This is a genomic window from Leclercia sp. 1548 (genome assembly GCF_050435045.1).
In the GTDB taxonomy this organism is placed as follows: domain Bacteria; phylum Pseudomonadota; class Gammaproteobacteria; order Enterobacterales; family Enterobacteriaceae; genus Enterobacter; species Enterobacter adecarboxylatus.
In genome coordinates, this window is sequence record NZ_JBNDJP010000001.1 from 310,453 (window position 1) to 326,394 (window position 15,942).

Consider the following 15,942-nt stretch of genomic DNA (forward strand, 5'->3'; position numbering starts at 1 on the left):
GTTTAACGATGATGCTGACCATAAAAAAGTTACAGTGTAACGACATAAAGTTTACGTTGGGTTGTGCGCTCTTATTTACGCTGTTAAACGCCCTGTTTATTCATCGCAGCTGGCAGGTGATCTCCCCCGCCCGGCTGCATGACGTGCTCTTCGCCCTCTCGGTGCCGCTGGTGCTCTTCTGCGGCTGGGTGATTGTATTCAGCATCCTGAATATCCCCCTCATCCGCAAACCGCTGCTGGTGCTGTTGACCCTGGGCTGCGCGGCGGCGACCTGGTTTATGTTTACCTACGGGGCGGTGATTGACCAGAACATGATGGTCAACGTCTTTGAGACCAACTCTCAGGAGGCGGCGGCGCTGGTGACCCCGCAACTGGTGGTGTGGCTGGTTGTCGCCGGACTGCTGCCCGCCAGCCTGCTGGCGATGATCCGCATCCGGCCGGGTAAATGGTGGCATACGCTGTTAATACGCCTCGCCGCAATTCTCGCCAGCGCAGTGGTGATTGTTCTGGTAGCGGCGGTCTTTTATAAGGACTATGCCTCGCTGTTTCGCAATAACAAAGGCATCGTCAAAATGGTGACACCGGCTAACTACGTCAGTGCAATTGCCAAATACAGCAAGGCGCGCTGGTTCGCCGGTGATCAGACCTTGATCCGTCTCGGTGAAGATGCCCGAAAAGGTCCGGTACTGCTGGCGCAGCAGAAAAAGACCGTACTGGTGCTGGTTGTCGGGGAAGCCTCCCGGGCGGAAAATTACTCCCTGAACGGCTACGATCGCGAGACCAACCCCGAGCTTAAAAAACAGAATGTGATTAACTTCCCGCAGGCCTCCTCCTGCGGAACCGAAACCGCCGTCTCCGTCCCATGTATGTTCTCCGGGATGCCCCGGAAAAAATACGATGCCGATCTTGCGCACCATCAGGAAGGATTGATGGATGTGCTGGGCCACGCTGGCGTTAATCTGCTGTGGCGGGATAACGACGGTGGATGTAAAGGCGCCTGCACCCGCATTCCGCACACCGACATGACCCAGTGGAAGCTTCAGCAGTTCTGTAAGGACAACTCTTGTATTGATGACGTGAATCTCTGGCGCCTGGATGACATGCTGGATGGCGTGAAACAGGATACGGTGCTGGTGATCCACCTGATGGGCAGCCACGGTCCGGCCTACTATGAGCGTTACCCGGCCCAGTACCGTCACTTTACTCCGACCTGCGACACCAATGAGATCCAGGACTGCACGCATCAGGCGCTGATGAATACTTACGACAATACCATTCTGTATACCGACAGCGTGGTGAGTAAAACTATTGATGCCCTGAAAGCGCGGCAATCGACGCTCAACACGGCACTGGTGTATCTCTCCGATCACGGGGAATCGCTGGGGGAAAACGGCCTGTACCTGCACGGCACGCCGTACATGCTGGCTCCTGAGCAGCAGACACATATTCCGTTTATATTCTGGCTTTCAAAGGACTACCAACAGAACTTCGGCGTTGACGCGCAGTGTCTGCGCGACCAGGCGGCGAAAGAGGCGGTGTCGCAGGATAATCTCTTCTCCACGGTGCTGGGAATGATGAACATTCGGACGGCGGTCTATCAGCCGCAAATGGATCTGCTCACCCACTGCCGTCGAACCTAAGACTTGCATTAGACCAATTGGTCTATTACATTGATGGCATGAATAAGCATACTGAACACGATACACGCGAACACCTTCTGGCCACCGGCGAGCAACTTTGCATGCACCGCGGGTTTACCGGAATGGGGCTGAGCGAACTGCTGAAAACCGCTGACGTGCCGAAGGGATCGTTTTATCACTACTTCCGCTCCAAAGAGGCGTTTGGCGTGGCACTGCTGGAGCGCCACTATGCGGGCTATCACCAGCGACTGGCCACGCACTTTGCCAGCGGCAACGGCAATTACCGCGATCGTGTTCTGGCTTATTACCAGCAGACGCTGACCCAGTTTTGTGCCCAGGGCATTATCAGCGGCTGTCTGACGGTGAAACTTTCTGCCGAAGTGTGCGATCTCTCTGAAGATATGCGCACCGCGATGGATAAAGGGGCCACGGGTGTGATCACCCTGTTGGCACAGGCGCTGGCGAAAGGCCGTGATGAAAAATCACTGGCCTTCGTCGGTGAGCCGCTGACCCAGGCGCAGGTGCTCTACTCCCTGTGGCTGGGCGCTAACCTGCAGGCCAAAATGTCCCGCAGCGCGCTGCCGCTGGAGAGCGCGCTGGACCATGTTAAAAACATCATTGCGACGCCTGGTGCATAACAGGCGTTTTTATTTCACGATTTACTAGACGACCGGTCTACTCAGGAGCCACTATGTCAGCCGAAAAATTATTCACCCCGCTTAACGTGGGCGCGATCGTTGCACCAAACCGTGTCTTCATGGCGCCTCTTACCCGTCTGCGCAGCATTGAGCCGGGCGATATCCCGACGCCGCTGATGGGCGAATACTATCGCCAGCGCGTCAGCGCGGGTCTGATCATCTCGGAAGCTACCCAGATCTCCGCCCAGGCCAAAGGCTATGCTGGCGCACCTGGCCTGCACAGCCCGGAGCAGATCGCAGCGTGGAAGAAAATCACCGACGGCGTGCATGCCGAAGGCGGTCGCATCGCAGTGCAGCTGTGGCACACTGGCCGCATCTCTCACAGCAGCATCCAGCCTGACGGCCAGGCACCGGTTTCAGCCTCTGCCCTCAACGCAGGAACCCGTACCTCCCTGCGCGATGAAAACGGTCATGCCATTCGCGTCGATACCACCACGCCGCGCGCGCTGGAGCTGGACGAGATCCCGGGCATCGTCAACGATTTCCGTCAGGCCGTCGCCAACGCCCGTGAAGCCGGTTTCGACATGGTTGAGCTGCACGGTGCCCACGGCTATCTGTTGCACCAGTTCCTGTCTCCGTCCTCTAACCAGCGTACCGATCAGTACGGCGGCAGCGTAGAGAACCGCGCCCGTCTGGTGCTGGAAGTGATTGATGCCGTATCCAAAGAGTGGAGCGCCGATCGCATCGGGATCCGCGTCTCGCCAATCGGTTCCTTCCAGAATGTCGATAATGGCCCGAACGAAGAAGCCGACGCACTGTACCTGATTAAAGAGCTGGCTAAACGCGGCATTGCGTACCTGCACATGTCCGAGCCTGACTGGGCCGGTGGTGAGCCTTACACCGACGCGTTCCGCCAGAAAGTGCGGGACGTGTTCCCGGGTGTGATCATCGGTGCAGGCGCTTATACGCCAGAAAAAGCAGAAGACCTGATCAACAAAGGGCTGATTGATGCGGTGGCCTTTGGCCGCGCCTATATCGCTAACCCGGACCTGGTCGCGCGCCTGGAGCGCAAAGCCGAGCTGAACCCGCAGCGCCCGGAGAGCTTCTACGGCGGCGGCGCTGAAGGTTATACCGACTACCCTTCTTTATAATCCCTTCATTGATAGCGGCGACCTTTCGCCGCTATACTAAAACATCGTTTCTGTTCAAGATGATAAAAAGCTAAGAGGATAATATGCGCCTACTTCACACCATGCTGCGCGTTGGCGATCTGCAACGTTCCATCGAGTTCTACACTAACGTGCTGGGCATGACCCTGCTGCGTACCAGCGAAAACCCGGAGTACAAATACTCCCTGGCGTTTGTCGGTTATGGCCCTGAGAGCGACGAAGCCGTTATTGAACTCACCTATAACTGGGGTGTTGAGCAGTACGAGCTGGGCACCGCCTACGGTCATATCGCGCTGGAAGTGGATAACGCGGCAGAAGCTTGCGAGCGTATCCGCAGCAACGGCGGCAACGTGACTCGCGAAGCGGGTCCGGTTAAAGGCGGCACCACGGTGATCGCTTTTGTCGAAGATCCAGACGGTTATAAAATCGAACTGATCGAAGCCAAAGACGCGGGCCGCGGTCTGGGCAACTGATCCTTGAGGGCGCGCCATGCGCCCTTTGTTTTACTGCATCTCACTGCAAAATTTGCCATAATGCGCACTGCTTTTTTCCCCTTGTAAGAGATCCAGATGTCCGATAACGCTCAACTTACCGGTCTGTGCGACCGTTTTCGTGGTTTTTATCCTGTAGTCATTGATGTCGAAACCGCTGGATTTAACGCCAAAACCGATGCGCTACTGGAAATTGCCGCCATCACGTTGAAAATGGATGAACAGGGCGATTTGTTGCCGGACTCCACGCTGCATTTTCACGTTGAACCTTTTGAAGGGGCGAACCTGCAGCCAGAGGCGCTGGCGTTTAACGGCATTGACCCGCATAACCCGTTGCGCGGGGCGGTCAGTGAATATGAGGCGCTGCATGCCATTTTCAAAATGGTGCGCAAGGGCATGAAAGAACAGAACTGTAACCGCGCGATTATGGTGGCGCACAACGCAACCTTCGATCACAGCTTTATGATGGCCGCCGCGGAGCGCGCCTCACTGAAGCGAAACCCGTTCCATCCGTTTGTGACCTTCGATACCGCCGCGTTAAGCGGGCTGGCACTGGGGCAAACCGTGCTGTCGAAAGCCTGCATCACTGCCGGCATTGAGTTTGACGGTACCCAGGCGCACTCTGCCCTCTACGATACCGAGCGCACAACGGAACTGTTTTGTGAAATCGTAAACCGCTGGAAACGCCTCGGTGGCTGGCCGCTGCCGGAAGCCGATAACGACGCATAAAAAAAGCGACCTTCTGGTCGCTTTTTATTTACCTGGCCCGGTGGATCACTCGGCGCCTGGCTCTTCAGATTTGTATTTCGCAGCTGTCTCTTTGATCAGCTGTTGCAGTTCACCGCGTTGATACATCTCAATCAGGATGTCGCAGCCACCTACCAGTTCGCCATCAACCCACAGCTGCGGGAAGGTCGGCCAGTTAGCGTATTTTGGCAGCTCAGCGCGGATATCCGGGTTCTGCAGAATATCAACGTAAGCAAAACGCTCGCCACAGGCAGAAAGCGCCTGGACCGCCTGAGCGGAGAAACCACAGCTTGGCAGTTTCGGAGAACCTTTCATGTACAGCAGGATCGGGTTTTCAGCAATCTGCTGCTGAATTTTTTCAATAGTAGTACTCATGTTTTGCTTCCTTAAACTTCTGTTACGGCAATCGTCTGACATTGTAGCGTTTCAGACCGACAACGGAAAATAACATTTTTGTCACTTATATGATTTTACCGCGCGCCCCTTAAAGTTGCATTCAGAAACGACCTTATCGCGCGATTACCTGCGGTTTTGTTCAGCTAATACACAAAATGCCCAGGTGAAAGAGTGATATTTTTGCGCTAGCTAACGAAACGTGGTTTTAGATGCAAAAAGTTTATTAACGTCGGGCCTTTTTATAGATTAGAATCGACGAGTTTTGTAAATCATACGCAGGTTTATTTATAACCTGCTATTACCAGGGGATTGCCCAGTGGCGCGAATAAATACATTCTCGATCACGCTCTGTGCCTTGCTGTTTACGTCTCTCACCTGCACACCGATGGCTAACGCCTCAGAGCAGGCGCGGCCTTCTGCCGCGCATAAAACGCATCTGGCAAAAGCAACCGAACCCAAGAAAAAAAGCAGTACCAGCAAAACCACAAAAAAAGAGAGCACCAGTAAAAAAAGCAGCACTAAAAAAAGCCTCGCTAAAACGCAGTCAACAAATTCCAGCAAAAAAAGCCGAACCTCCTCACGCAGTGCCAGCCGAACCACGCAAACCGCCTCCCGCGTTGTGACAGAAAAATGCACCACCCGTAAAGGGCGCAAAACGCACTGCGTGAAAACCAGTAAAACGACCACCCTTGCCGAGGCGCATAAAGTCCGGGTGCAAAAAGCCCAGAAAACGGCAATGAATAAACTGATGGGCCAGATTGGTAAACCTTATCGCTGGGGTGGCTCGTCGCCGCGTACCGGCTTCGACTGCAGCGGCCTGGTTTATTACGCCTATAAAGATCTGGTTAAATTCCGCATTCCACGTACCGCTAACGAAATGTACCACCTGCGTGACGCCTCACCGGTCGATCGCGGTGAGCTGGAGAGCGGTGACCTGGTGTTCTTTCGCACCCAGGGTCGGGGTACGGCGGATCATGTCGGCGTCTACGTCGGCAATGGCAAATTTATTCAGTCGCCACGCACCGGCCAGGACATCCAGATTACTTCCCTCAGCGAAGACTACTGGCAGCGTCATTACGTCGGCGCGCGTCGCGTAATGAAGGCCAACACCCTCCGTTAATCCCCTGCCCCGCCAGTACGCTGGCGGGGTAAGTTCCTCTTTTGCATGGCCTTTCAATTTGCTACTCTATCCCTTCATTTAGTATGGCTATTAAATGGATCACTATAATAAGGAGAGTAGCAATGTCGTTTGAATTACCTGCATTACCGTATGCAAAAGACGCCCTGGCCCCGCATATTTCGGCGGAGACCCTGGAATATCACTACGGCAAACACCACCAGACCTATGTCACCAACCTGAACAACCTGATCGGCGGCACCGCATTCGAAGGGAAAACCCTGGAAGAGATCGTACGCACCTCCGAAGGCGGCGTGTTTAACAACGCCGCTCAGGTGTGGAACCACACCTTCTACTGGAACTGCCTGGCACCCAATGCAGGCGGCGAGCCAACGGGCGAGCTGGCGGCAGCCATTACTGCTGCATTCGGCAGCTTTGCGGATTTTAAAGCGAAGTTTACTGATGCGGCGGTGAAGAACTTTGGCGCAGGCTGGACCTGGCTGGTCAAAGAAGCGGACGGCAAGCTGGCTATCGTTTCCACCTCCAACGCCGGGACGCCATTAACCACCAGCGCCACGCCGCTGATGACCGTTGACGTCTGGGAACATGCGTATTACATCGATTACCGTAATGCGCGCCCAAATTACCTGGAGCACTTCTGGGCGCTGGTAAACTGGGAATTTGTTGCGAAGAACTTCGCGGCATAAACAAAACGCCGAAGGAAACTCCTTCGGCGTTATTTTTTTACTCGGTCGCGCAAACCGGTTCAGGTTGTTTTCGCCCGGAGGCCAAGACCAGAATAAGCCCCAGACCGGCAATGTTCGCCCCCATTACCGGAACGAAGCTGTAACCCATCCCGCTAGAAATAACCGCCCCTCCGGCCGCCGCCCCCAGCGCATTCCCCAGGTTAAAGGCACCGATATTCACCGAAGAAGATAACCCTGGCGCATCGCTGGCCACGCGCATAACGCGCATCTGCAGCGGGGGGACCACCGCAAAGGTCGCCATACCCCATATCACCATCGCCACGGCTGCGCCCACCTCATTCCGCGCCAGCCACGGAATCGCCAGCATGATCACGATAAGCAGCAGTAAAAAGCCTTTCAGGGTGCCGGTCACGGACTTATCCGCCAGCCTGCCGCCCAGATAGTTGCCGAGGGAAAAGCCGACGCCAACCAGCACCAGCATGGCGGTGATAAAGGCCGGCGTCGCCTGATTGAGGTCATGCAGCACCGGGGCAATATAAGTATAAAGAGTGAACATCGCACCGGCCCCCAGGACGGTGGTCAGCAGGGCTGATAACACCTGTGGACGCAGCAGGACCGCCAGCTCTTTGCGCACTTCCGGCTTTTCACCCGCACCGCCAGAAGGCAGAGAGAAGAACAACGCCATCATCGACACCACGCCCAGCAGCGCGGTGGCCAGGAAGGACATCCGCCAGCCAATCGCCTCACCCATCCAGGTTGCGGCAGGCACGCCGCCAATATTGGCGATGGTCAGCCCCATAAACATGGTGGCTACGGCGCTGGCCTGCTTATGCTTTGGCACCACGCTGGCTGCCACCACCGACCCGAGGCCAAAGAATGCGCCATGGTTCAGGCTGGTCAGAATACGTGACAGCATCAGGGTGGTGTAGTCCGGGGAGAGCGCCGACAGCACGTTGCCGACAGTAAAGATCGCCATCAGGAAGATCAGGGCGTTACGGCGGCCCCGATGCGACAGAAGCAGCGTCATCAACGGTGCCCCCACCATCACCCCGATGGCATAGGCGCTGATCAGCATGCCTGCCGCGGGAATGGAAACATCTACCCCTCGGGCGATAACCGGCAGCAGACCCATCGGCGAAAATTCGGTGGTACCAATACCAAAGGCACCGATGGCAAGGGCCAGCAGCGGAAAATTGATTCTCATACTTCAACTCCAGACACCGTGTCGTCGGGCGACACAGAACAATGAAGGCGAAAGCATGACATCAATCACAAAAAATGAGAAGTTAACAATTTAGCAAAAGATTTTTGCAGGGCGCGTAACAATCAGCGTAAAGGAACGAGGGAGAGCTGCCTCTCCCGCATCAATCAGTGCAGTGCCGCAACCAGACCGCTGGCGACAATCAGACTCAGAACAATAATGGTGGTAATCAGCGAAAACTTAAGATCGGTACTCATCAATTTTTCTCCTTTTAATCACCCTATGAAGAGTGAGCCTGCTCATTTTTACACAGTTCAGGGTAAAAATCTTGCTGGATTTAGATTGATATCGTTTTTTGCTCTTCCCCTTTTGGCCAAGATAAGACAAAATTCCACGCTAAATTTATTAGCGTACCGGCCATTGACCCCCTCCTGACGTCCTGTGTCGTTTTCCCGGCGTACCGCAATTCAAATTGCGCAATTAGGGCGAGTGAAGGCAAACGTTTACCTACCGGTTTTTCAGGAGCTTAGATATGGTCTGGAGTGACATCTGATGGCAACAATTAAAGACGTGGCGAAACGCGCAAACGTTTCCACTACAACCGTATCACATGTTATTAACAAAACCCGCTTTGTCGCGGAAGAGACCCGTAATAATGTCTGGGCGGCCATTAAAGAGCTGCATTACTCACCCAGCGCCGTGGCCCGCAGTCTGAAGGTCAATCACACTAAATCGATCGGCCTGCTGGCAACCAGCAGCGAAGCGCCCTATTTCGCAGAAATTATTGAAGCGGTAGAGAAGAACTGCTTCCAGAAAGGCTACACCCTGATCCTCGGCAACGCGTGGAACAGCCTCGAAAAACAGCGGGCTTATCTGTCGATGATGGCGCAAAAGCGCGTCGATGGTCTGCTGGTGATGTGTTCCGAATACCCGGAATCGCTGCTGTCTATGCTGGAAGAGTATCGCAATATACCTATGGTGGTGATGGACTGGGGCGAAGCGAAGGCCGACTTCACCGACTCGGTGATCGATAACGCTTTTGAAGGCGGCTACATGGCCGGTCGTTATCTCATCGAACGCGGTCACCGCGAAATCGGCGTGATCCCGGGCGCGCTGGAGCGCAACACCGGTGCCGGCCGTCTGGCGGGCTTTATGAAAGCCATGGAAGAAGCGTTGATCACCGTGCCAGAGAGCTGGATCGTGCAGGGCGACTTTGAACCGGAGTCCGGCTACCGCGCAATGCAGCAGATCCTCTCCCAAAGCCCGCGCCCTACTGCCATCTTCTGTGGCGGGGATATTATGGCCATGGGTGCGCTCTGTGCCGCCGATGAGATGGGCCTGCGCGTCCCACAGGACGTTTCGCTGATCGGGTATGATAACGTGCGCAACGCGCGCTTCTTTACCCCGGCGTTGACCACCATCCACCAGCCAAAAGATTCGCTGGGGGAGACCGCCTTCAACATGCTGCTGGACCGTATCGTCAACAAGCGCGAAGAGTCCCAGTCAATTGAAGTGCATCCGCGCCTGATTGAACGCCGTTCCGTTGCGGATGGTCCGTTCCGCGACTATCGCCGTTAATCTTCTCCGGGAGCCAGCACCTCTGGCTCCCGCAGCCACTCCCTGTTCATCGTTTCACTGTCTCCCAGATAATCCAGCAGCCATTCCAGGGCCGGTGACATATCGTTTTGTTGCCAGGTCAGGCAGCACGCCGCATCCGGGAAGGGATTCTCCAGCGCCAGCTCTACCCATTTCCCGCTGGCAATTTGCGGGCGCGCAAAATGAACCGGCACCATGCCCACGCACAATCCTGCCGAGAGGCAGGTGGCGGACGATTCCCAGTCCGGCGCGACAATTCGTCGTTGGTTATCCAGCAGCCAGGTGATCCGTTTCGGCAGTGAGCGGGAGGTATCTTCTCGTACCAGCGACGGCCAGTTGCGCAGAATATCGTCGCTGATCGGCCCGTCCAGAGCAGCCAGAGGATGATGGCTGGCCACCACGCAGCACCAGCTCAGCATTCCCATATCGCGGAACGCATAGCGGCCGCCTACCGGGATCGCCTGCGTGGCACCTATCGCCATCTCAACCCTGCCGTCTGCCAGCGCATCCCAGACGCCGTTGAAGACCTCCTGAGAAACCCGCAGCTCAACGTCAGAAAAGTGGCGGTAAAAATCGACAATCATCTGGCGGGTGCGCTCGGGACGAACAATGTTGTCCACCGCAATAGAGATATGCCCGCGCCAGCCATTGGCGATCTGCTGACACTGTTCGCGGGTGATCTGCATTTTTTTGATAACAGACCGCCCCTCTTTCAGAAACCACAGCCCGGCCGGGGTGAGAACCACATCGCGATGGCGACGCTCAAACAGCGGCACTGCCAGCCACTCCTCCAGTTGACGCACGGTATAGCTGATGGCTGAAGGTACGCGATGCAACTCCTGCGCAGCACCGCTGAAACTGCCGTTACGCGAGACCGCATCCACCACTTCAAGAGAATATTCTGACCACATTTTCTGCCTGCAAAATTTTTGAACGCAACCGCCAAATATTAGCGTTTCACAAGCCTGTTTGCACTCCCTACACTTTGCGGCAATGACAACCTGCGCCCATAAGGAAAATAAAACAGTGAAACCCGGGAAAGGATTTTTAGTCTGGCTCGGCGGCTTAAGCGTGCTGGGCTTTCTCGCCACCGATATGTATCTGCCTGCCTTCTCGATTATGCAGGCGGATCTGCAAACCCCTGCGGCTGCGATCAGCGCCAGCCTGAGCCTGTTTCTGGCCGGGTTTGCCTTTGCCCAGTTGCTGTGGGGACCGATGTCCGACCGCTTCGGACGTAAGCCGGTGCTGCTGGCGGGCTTAGCCATTTTCGCCCTCGGCTGCCTCGGCATGCTGTGGGTTCGCGATGCGACCTGGCTGCTGGTGCTGCGCTTTATCCAGGCGGTAGGCGTCTGCGCTGCGGCGGTCACCTGGCAGGCACTGGTCACCGATTATTACCCGGCGTCGCGCACCAACCGTATCTTCGCCACCATCATGCCGCTGGTCGGGCTTTCTCCGGCCCTGGCACCGCTGCTCGGTAGCTGGATCCTCTCCCACTTTAGCTGGCAGGCAATTTTCGCCGTGCTGTTTGTGATCACTTTGGTACTGATGATCCCGGCCTTAAGCCTGAAGCCAGCGACGATCAAAAATGAGCAACCCAAAGAACGCGTAACCTTTTTATCGCTGTTACGTTCGCGCACCTACCGCGGGAACGTGCTGATTTACGCCGCCTGCTCAGCGAGCTTCTTCGCCTGGCTGACCGGCTCGCCGTTTATTCTTAGCGACATGGGCTACAGCCCGGCGGTGATTGGCCTGAGCTATGTGCCGCAGACTATTGCGTTCCTGATTGGTGGCTATGGCTGCCGCGCCGCGCTGCAAAAATGGCAGGGTAATCAGATGCTGCCGTGGCTGCTGGGTCTGTTTGCCCTTAGCGTAATCGGCACCTGGGCGGTTGGGTTTATTCCGGGCGCGAGCCTGGCAGAGTTACTGATCCCCTTCTGCCTGATGGCGGTGGCGAACGGTGCAATCTACCCGATTGTGGTGGCGCAGGCACTGCGTCCTTTCCCACAGGCGACGGGCAGTGCCGCTGCCCTGCAAAACACGTTACAGCTCGGCCTCTGCTTCCTGGCGAGTCTGCTGGTGTCGTGGCTGATTGCCACCCCGCTGCTGACCACCACCAGCGTGATGGTGGCAACCGTGGTGCTGGCGGCGCTTGGCTATCGGATGCAGTATGTGCGTGCTGATCAGCAGGATAATAGTCTGCAAGCTGAATCGACCCGGGTATAACAAAATAAGCCGTTAGCTTGCTAACGATACCCTGTTGAATCAGTGCGATATCAGTCCTATACTGACTGAAGCGTTCTGATAAATACTAAAATATTATGTATTAACGGGAGCCGGAGTGCTCCCGTTTTTCCATGGATGGCCTTTCGGCAAGGGTCCCCTCCCTTCCTCTGTTCTACGTCGGATATTAGCCTCACGGTTCCCGTGAGATTTATCACTCTCCATAAAGAGCATCTACGCTGTTTATGGATTCTGATTACATCAGGTGATGGAGAAGCTATGAGTTCATCGTGTATAGAAGAAGTCAGCATACGGAACGATGACTGGTTCCGTATAGTCAATGAATTGCTGAGCCGCGCAGGTATCACCATCAACGGCCCGGCATCCTCCGATCTACAGGTTAAACACCCGGATTTTTTTAAACGCGTCCTGAAGCAAGGCTCGCTGGGTCTTGGCGAGAGCTACATGGACGGCTGGTGGGAGTGCGAGCGGCTGGATATTTTTTTCCATAACGTCTTACGCGCTGGCCTGGAAACGCAACTGCCCAGCCACCTGAAGGATACGCTTCGGATCGCCACTGCCCGCCTGTTCAACCTGCAAAGTAAAAAGCGCGCCTGGATCGTCGGTAAAGAGCATTACGATCTGGGTAATGACCTGTTCAGCCGGATGCTCGACCCCACCATGCAATACTCCTGCGGTTACTGGAAAGAGGCTACCACCCTTGAACAGGCGCAGCAGGATAAACTCCGTCTTATCTGCGAAAAATTGCAGCTGAAACCCGGCATGCGGGTGCTGGATATCGGCTGCGGCTGGGGTGGTCTGGCTGAGTTTATGGCTAAACATTACGGCGTTAGCGTGGTGGGCGTGACCATTTCAGCGGAGCAGCAACGTCTGGCGCAGGCGCGCTGTGCCGGTCTGGATGTCACCATTCTGCTGCAGGATTACCGCGACCTGCGCGATCAGTTTGATCGTATCGTCTCCGTGGGGATGTTCGAACATGTCGGACCAAAGAACTACCGCACCTATTTCGAAGTCGTGGACCATAACCTGAAGCCGGATGGTCTGTTTCTGTTGCACACCATAGGTTCACAGAAAACCGATCATCGCGTTGACCCGTGGATCGATAAATACATCTTTCCGAATGGCTGTTTACCTTCTGTTCGCCAGATTGCAAATGCCAGTGAACCCCATTTTGTGATGGAGGACTGGCATAATTTTGGCGCTGACTACGATACGACGTTGATGGCATGGCATGAACGTTTCCTCGCCGCCTGGCCGGAGATCGCAGACAACTATTCTGAACGATTTAAACGGATGTTCAGCTATTATCTGAATGCTTGTGCCGGGGCGTTTCGCGCCCGCGATATTCATCTGTGGCAGGTGGTATTCAGCCGCGGCGTGGAGCACGGCCTGCGGGTGGCTCGCTAAACAAAACACCCCGGCAAGCCGGGGTGTTTTTTATTACGCGTCGTTGAGCGTCTGTTGGATGGCTGCGGCCTCTTTGGCCGCCAGCACGCGTTCAACGGTATCGACCACCGCCTGGGTTTGCGGATCGATTTCAATATTAACCCGATGGCCCAGCTTTTTATTCCCGAGGGTGGTGCGCTGCAGCGTCTCCGGGATCAGGTGTACGCAGAAACGAGTTGGTGTTACTTCACCCACCGTCAGGCTGATACCGTCCACGCCAATAAATCCTTTATAGAGGATGTATTTCATTAAGGACGGATCCTGAACTTTAAACCAGATCTGACGGTTATTTTCCGAGGTCAGGATTTTGGCGATTTCTGCCGTGGTCATAATATGGCCCGACATTAAATGGCCGCCGATTTCATCGCTGAATTTCGCCGCGCGCTCAACGTTAACAATATCACCCTCAGCCAGCTCGCCCAGATTGGTGATGCGCAGCGTTTCTTTCATTAAGTCGAAACTGATCAGGTTTCCGTTAATTTCGGTGACCGTCAGGCAACAACCGTTGTGTGCAACCGATGCTCCCGTCTCCAGCCCATCAAGCATCTCATCCGGCAGGGCCACAACATGGGTTCGGAAGTTGGGTTTTTCATCAATGGACACCAGTTTCGCGGTGCCCTGCACAATACCAGTAAACATGCTTACGACTCCTGTTTGTTCCTTCGGTGATGACACCGTTTTATCGCACCACAATAACAGTTGAAAATAGAGGTTGCCAGTACCCCACCTTTTCTGGCGATTTTTTCACTAGATAATTGGCGCATCCCCGCTACAATAGCTGGAATTCCCCCGCATTTCTTCTTGCTGTTTTTCGCAGCGGCTTTTTTTATCTCAAATAACAACAATATCAAAGGTGTTTACGTGCAGAAGTACTTCATTGAAGCGCGTCAGTTATTAGCTCTGGCGATCCCGGTAATACTCGCGCAAATTGCCCAAACCGCAATGGGATTCGTTGATACCGTCATGGCGGGGGGCTACAGCGCCACCGATATGGCCGCGGTAGCCATTGGCACCTCTATCTGGTTGCCGGCAATTTTATTCGGTCACGGCCTGCTGCTGGCCTTAACCCCGACTATTGCCCAGCTCAATGGCTCCGGGCGCCGGGAGCGTATCGCCCACCAGATCCGCCAGGGCTTCTGGCTGGCCGGTTTTGTCTCAGTGCTGATCATGATCGTCCTGTGGAACGCGGGCTATATTATTCACGCCATGCGCAATATTGATCCGGCCCTGGCCGATAAAGCCGTCGGTTATTTGCGCGCCCTGCTCTGGGGGACGCCAGGTTATTTATTCTTCCAGGTGGCGCGTAACCAGTGCGAAGGTCTGGCAAAGACCAAACCGGGCATGGTAATGGGATTCATCGGGCTGTTAGTGAATATTCCGGTGAACTATGTCTTTATTTATGGTCATTTCGGCATGCCTGAGCTGGGCGGTGTTGGCTGCGGCGTAGCGACAGCGGCGGTTTACTGGGTGATGTTCCTGAGCATGTTGTCGTATGTGAAACGTGCCCGGTCAATGCGCGATATTCGCTACGAAGCTGGCTTCAGCAAGCCGGACATGCCGGTGGTTAAGCGTCTGGTGCAGCTGGGCCTACCTATCGCGCTGGCGTTGTTCTTCGAAGTGACACTGTTCGCGGTGGTTGCGCTGCTGGTTTCTCCGCTGGGGATCGTGGATGTGGCAGGTCACCAGATCGCCCTTAACTTCAGTTCGCTGATGTTCGTTCTGCCGCTTTCGCTCGCAGCCTCCGTAACCATTCGCGTGGGGTATCGCCTTGGTCAGGGGTCGACCCTGGATGCGCAAACCGCGGCACGCACCGGGATTGGCGTCGGGGTGTGCATGGCAGTCTGCACCGCGCTGTTCACGGTCGCGTTACGCGAACAGATCGCCCTGCTCTATAACGACAACCCGGAAGTGGTGCTCCTCGCCTCCCAGCTGATGCTGCTGGCGGCGGTGTATCAGATCTCTGATTCCATCCAGGTCATCGGCAGCGGGGTGCTGCGTGGCTATAAAGATACTCGCTCGATCTTCTTTATCACCTTTATCGCTTACTGGGTGCTGGGGCTGCCGAGCGGTTATATTCTCGCCCTCACCGACCTGGTGGTGGATCGGATGGGTCCTGCCGGCTTCTGGATGGGCTTTATTATCGGCTTAACCTCAGCCGCGATCATGATGATGCTGCGCATGCGTTTCCTGCAACGCCAGCCATCGAGCGTGATTTTGCAACGCGCTGCACGCTAATTGCGCAGTAGCCGCCTGCGGGCGGCTACTTTCTCCGCATTTTGCGCGGGAATGAAGCAATCGCGTGAAATCGTGAAGAAATTTGCAGTTTCCCTCTTGCCTGATGCCCGCACTGCCGCTAATATTCGTCCCCGTTGTCACACACAACAATGCGTTCATAGCTCAGTTGGTTAGAGCACCACCTTGACATGGTGGGGGTCGTTGGTTCGAGTCCAATTGAACGCACCATTCTCTACAGTGCGTCCGTAGCTCAGTTGGTTAGAGCACCACCTTGACATGGTGGGGGTCGGTGGTTCGAGTCCACTCGGACGCACCATT

Annotated in this window: 16 protein-coding genes and 2 tRNA genes; 13 read left to right on the forward strand and 5 right to left on the reverse strand. The window is 55.3% G+C overall.

Annotated elements, in window-relative coordinates; translation table 11 throughout:
- The first annotated feature begins 11 nt into the window (after positions 1-11).
- From eptA to rnt, 5 genes are all read left to right on the forward strand, one after another.
- Positions 12-1,640, forward strand: a complete 1,629-nt coding sequence (gene eptA, locus ABIE02_RS01545; protein ID WP_164541193.1) for a phosphoethanolamine transferase EptA — start codon at positions 12-14, stop codon at positions 1,638-1,640.
- A 38-nt stretch (positions 1,641-1,678) separates the two neighbouring features.
- On the forward strand, positions 1,679-2,278 hold the full coding sequence (locus ABIE02_RS01550; protein ID WP_059308115.1) for a TetR/AcrR family transcriptional regulator: 600 nt from the start codon (positions 1,679-1,681) through the stop codon (positions 2,276-2,278).
- Between the two features lie 53 nt (positions 2,279-2,331).
- Positions 2,332-3,429, forward strand: a complete 1,098-nt coding sequence (locus ABIE02_RS01555; RefSeq protein ID WP_077226656.1) for an alkene reductase — start codon at positions 2,332-2,334, stop codon at positions 3,427-3,429.
- A gap of 83 nt (positions 3,430-3,512) precedes the next feature.
- Positions 3,513-3,920 (forward strand): lactoylglutathione lyase, encoded by a 408-nt coding sequence (gene gloA / locus ABIE02_RS01560; protein ID WP_032617812.1) that lies wholly within the window; start codon positions 3,513-3,515, stop codon positions 3,918-3,920.
- Between the two features lie 96 nt (positions 3,921-4,016).
- The gene (rnt, locus tag ABIE02_RS01565) at positions 4,017-4,667 is read left to right on the forward strand and encodes a ribonuclease T (protein WP_032617811.1); all 651 of its coding nucleotides are present in this window, start codon (positions 4,017-4,019) and stop codon (positions 4,665-4,667) included.
- A 45-nt stretch (positions 4,668-4,712) separates the two neighbouring features.
- Here the strand turns inward: rnt and grxD are convergent, their stop codons facing one another.
- Positions 4,713-5,060 (reverse strand): monothiol glutaredoxin 4, encoded by a 348-nt coding sequence (grxD, locus tag ABIE02_RS01570; RefSeq protein WP_032617810.1) that lies wholly within the window; start codon positions 5,058-5,060, stop codon positions 4,713-4,715.
- 337 nt (positions 5,061-5,397) lie between these two features.
- On the opposite strand from grxD, the gene ABIE02_RS01575 reads away from it, so the two are divergent.
- Together ABIE02_RS01575 and sodB are read left to right on the forward strand one after the other, a co-directional pair.
- Positions 5,398-6,201: a C40 family peptidase gene (locus ABIE02_RS01575; protein WP_032617809.1), complete on the forward strand. Its 804-nt coding sequence runs from the start codon at positions 5,398-5,400 to the stop codon at positions 6,199-6,201.
- Between the two features lie 122 nt (positions 6,202-6,323).
- On the forward strand, positions 6,324-6,905 hold the full coding sequence (gene sodB, locus ABIE02_RS01580) for a superoxide dismutase [Fe] (protein ID WP_032617808.1): 582 nt from the start codon (positions 6,324-6,326) through the stop codon (positions 6,903-6,905).
- A gap of 37 nt (positions 6,906-6,942) precedes the next feature.
- Here the strand turns inward: sodB and ABIE02_RS01585 are convergent, their stop codons facing one another.
- A complete protein-coding gene (locus ABIE02_RS01585) occupies positions 6,943-8,109 on the reverse strand; it encodes an MFS transporter (RefSeq protein ID WP_429211194.1) in 1,167 nt (388 codons plus the stop codon).
- Positions 8,110-8,273: 164 nt separating this feature from the next.
- On the reverse strand, positions 8,274-8,363 hold the full coding sequence (locus ABIE02_RS01590) for a YnhF family membrane protein (RefSeq protein WP_032617805.1): 90 nt from the start codon (positions 8,361-8,363) through the stop codon (positions 8,274-8,276).
- A gap of 295 nt (positions 8,364-8,658) precedes the next feature.
- Between ABIE02_RS01590 and purR the strand changes: the two genes are divergently transcribed.
- Positions 8,659-9,684, forward strand: coding sequence for an HTH-type transcriptional repressor PurR (gene purR, locus ABIE02_RS01595; protein ID WP_032617804.1), 1,026 nt, complete (start codon positions 8,659-8,661; stop codon positions 9,682-9,684).
- Here the strand turns inward: purR and punR are convergent.
- Positions 9,681-10,613, reverse strand: a complete 933-nt coding sequence (punR, locus tag ABIE02_RS01600; RefSeq protein ID WP_032617803.1) for a DNA-binding transcriptional activator PunR — start codon at positions 10,611-10,613, stop codon at positions 9,681-9,683. The genes purR and punR overlap by 4 nt on opposite strands.
- 115 nt (positions 10,614-10,728) lie before the next feature.
- On the opposite strand from punR, the gene punC reads away from it, so the two are divergent.
- Together punC and cfa are read left to right on the forward strand one after the other, a co-directional pair.
- Positions 10,729-11,925 carry a purine nucleoside transporter PunC gene (gene punC / locus ABIE02_RS01605; protein ID WP_429211197.1) on the forward strand — a complete coding sequence of 399 codons (1,197 nt, stop codon included), beginning with the start codon at positions 10,729-10,731 and terminating at the stop codon, positions 11,923-11,925.
- A 276-nt stretch (positions 11,926-12,201) separates the two neighbouring features.
- On the forward strand, positions 12,202-13,350 hold the full coding sequence (cfa, locus tag ABIE02_RS01610) for a cyclopropane fatty acyl phospholipid synthase (protein WP_059308118.1): 1,149 nt from the start codon (positions 12,202-12,204) through the stop codon (positions 13,348-13,350).
- Between the two features lie 33 nt (positions 13,351-13,383).
- Here the strand turns inward: cfa and ABIE02_RS01615 are convergent, their stop codons facing one another.
- On the reverse strand, positions 13,384-14,028 hold the full coding sequence (locus tag ABIE02_RS01615) for a riboflavin synthase (protein WP_032617799.1): 645 nt from the start codon (positions 14,026-14,028) through the stop codon (positions 13,384-13,386).
- A gap of 222 nt (positions 14,029-14,250) precedes the next feature.
- Between ABIE02_RS01615 and mdtK the strand changes: the two genes are divergently transcribed.
- From mdtK to ABIE02_RS01630, 3 genes are all read left to right on the forward strand, one after another.
- Positions 14,251-15,624, forward strand: a complete 1,374-nt coding sequence (gene mdtK / locus ABIE02_RS01620; protein WP_164540211.1) for an MdtK family multidrug efflux MATE transporter — start codon at positions 14,251-14,253, stop codon at positions 15,622-15,624.
- A gap of 151 nt (positions 15,625-15,775) precedes the next feature.
- Positions 15,776-15,852 (forward strand) — tRNA-Val (locus ABIE02_RS01625).
- 11 nt (positions 15,853-15,863) lie between these two features.
- Positions 15,864-15,940: transfer RNA gene (locus ABIE02_RS01630), tRNA-Val, on the forward strand.
- Positions 15,941-15,942 lie beyond the last annotated feature (2 nt).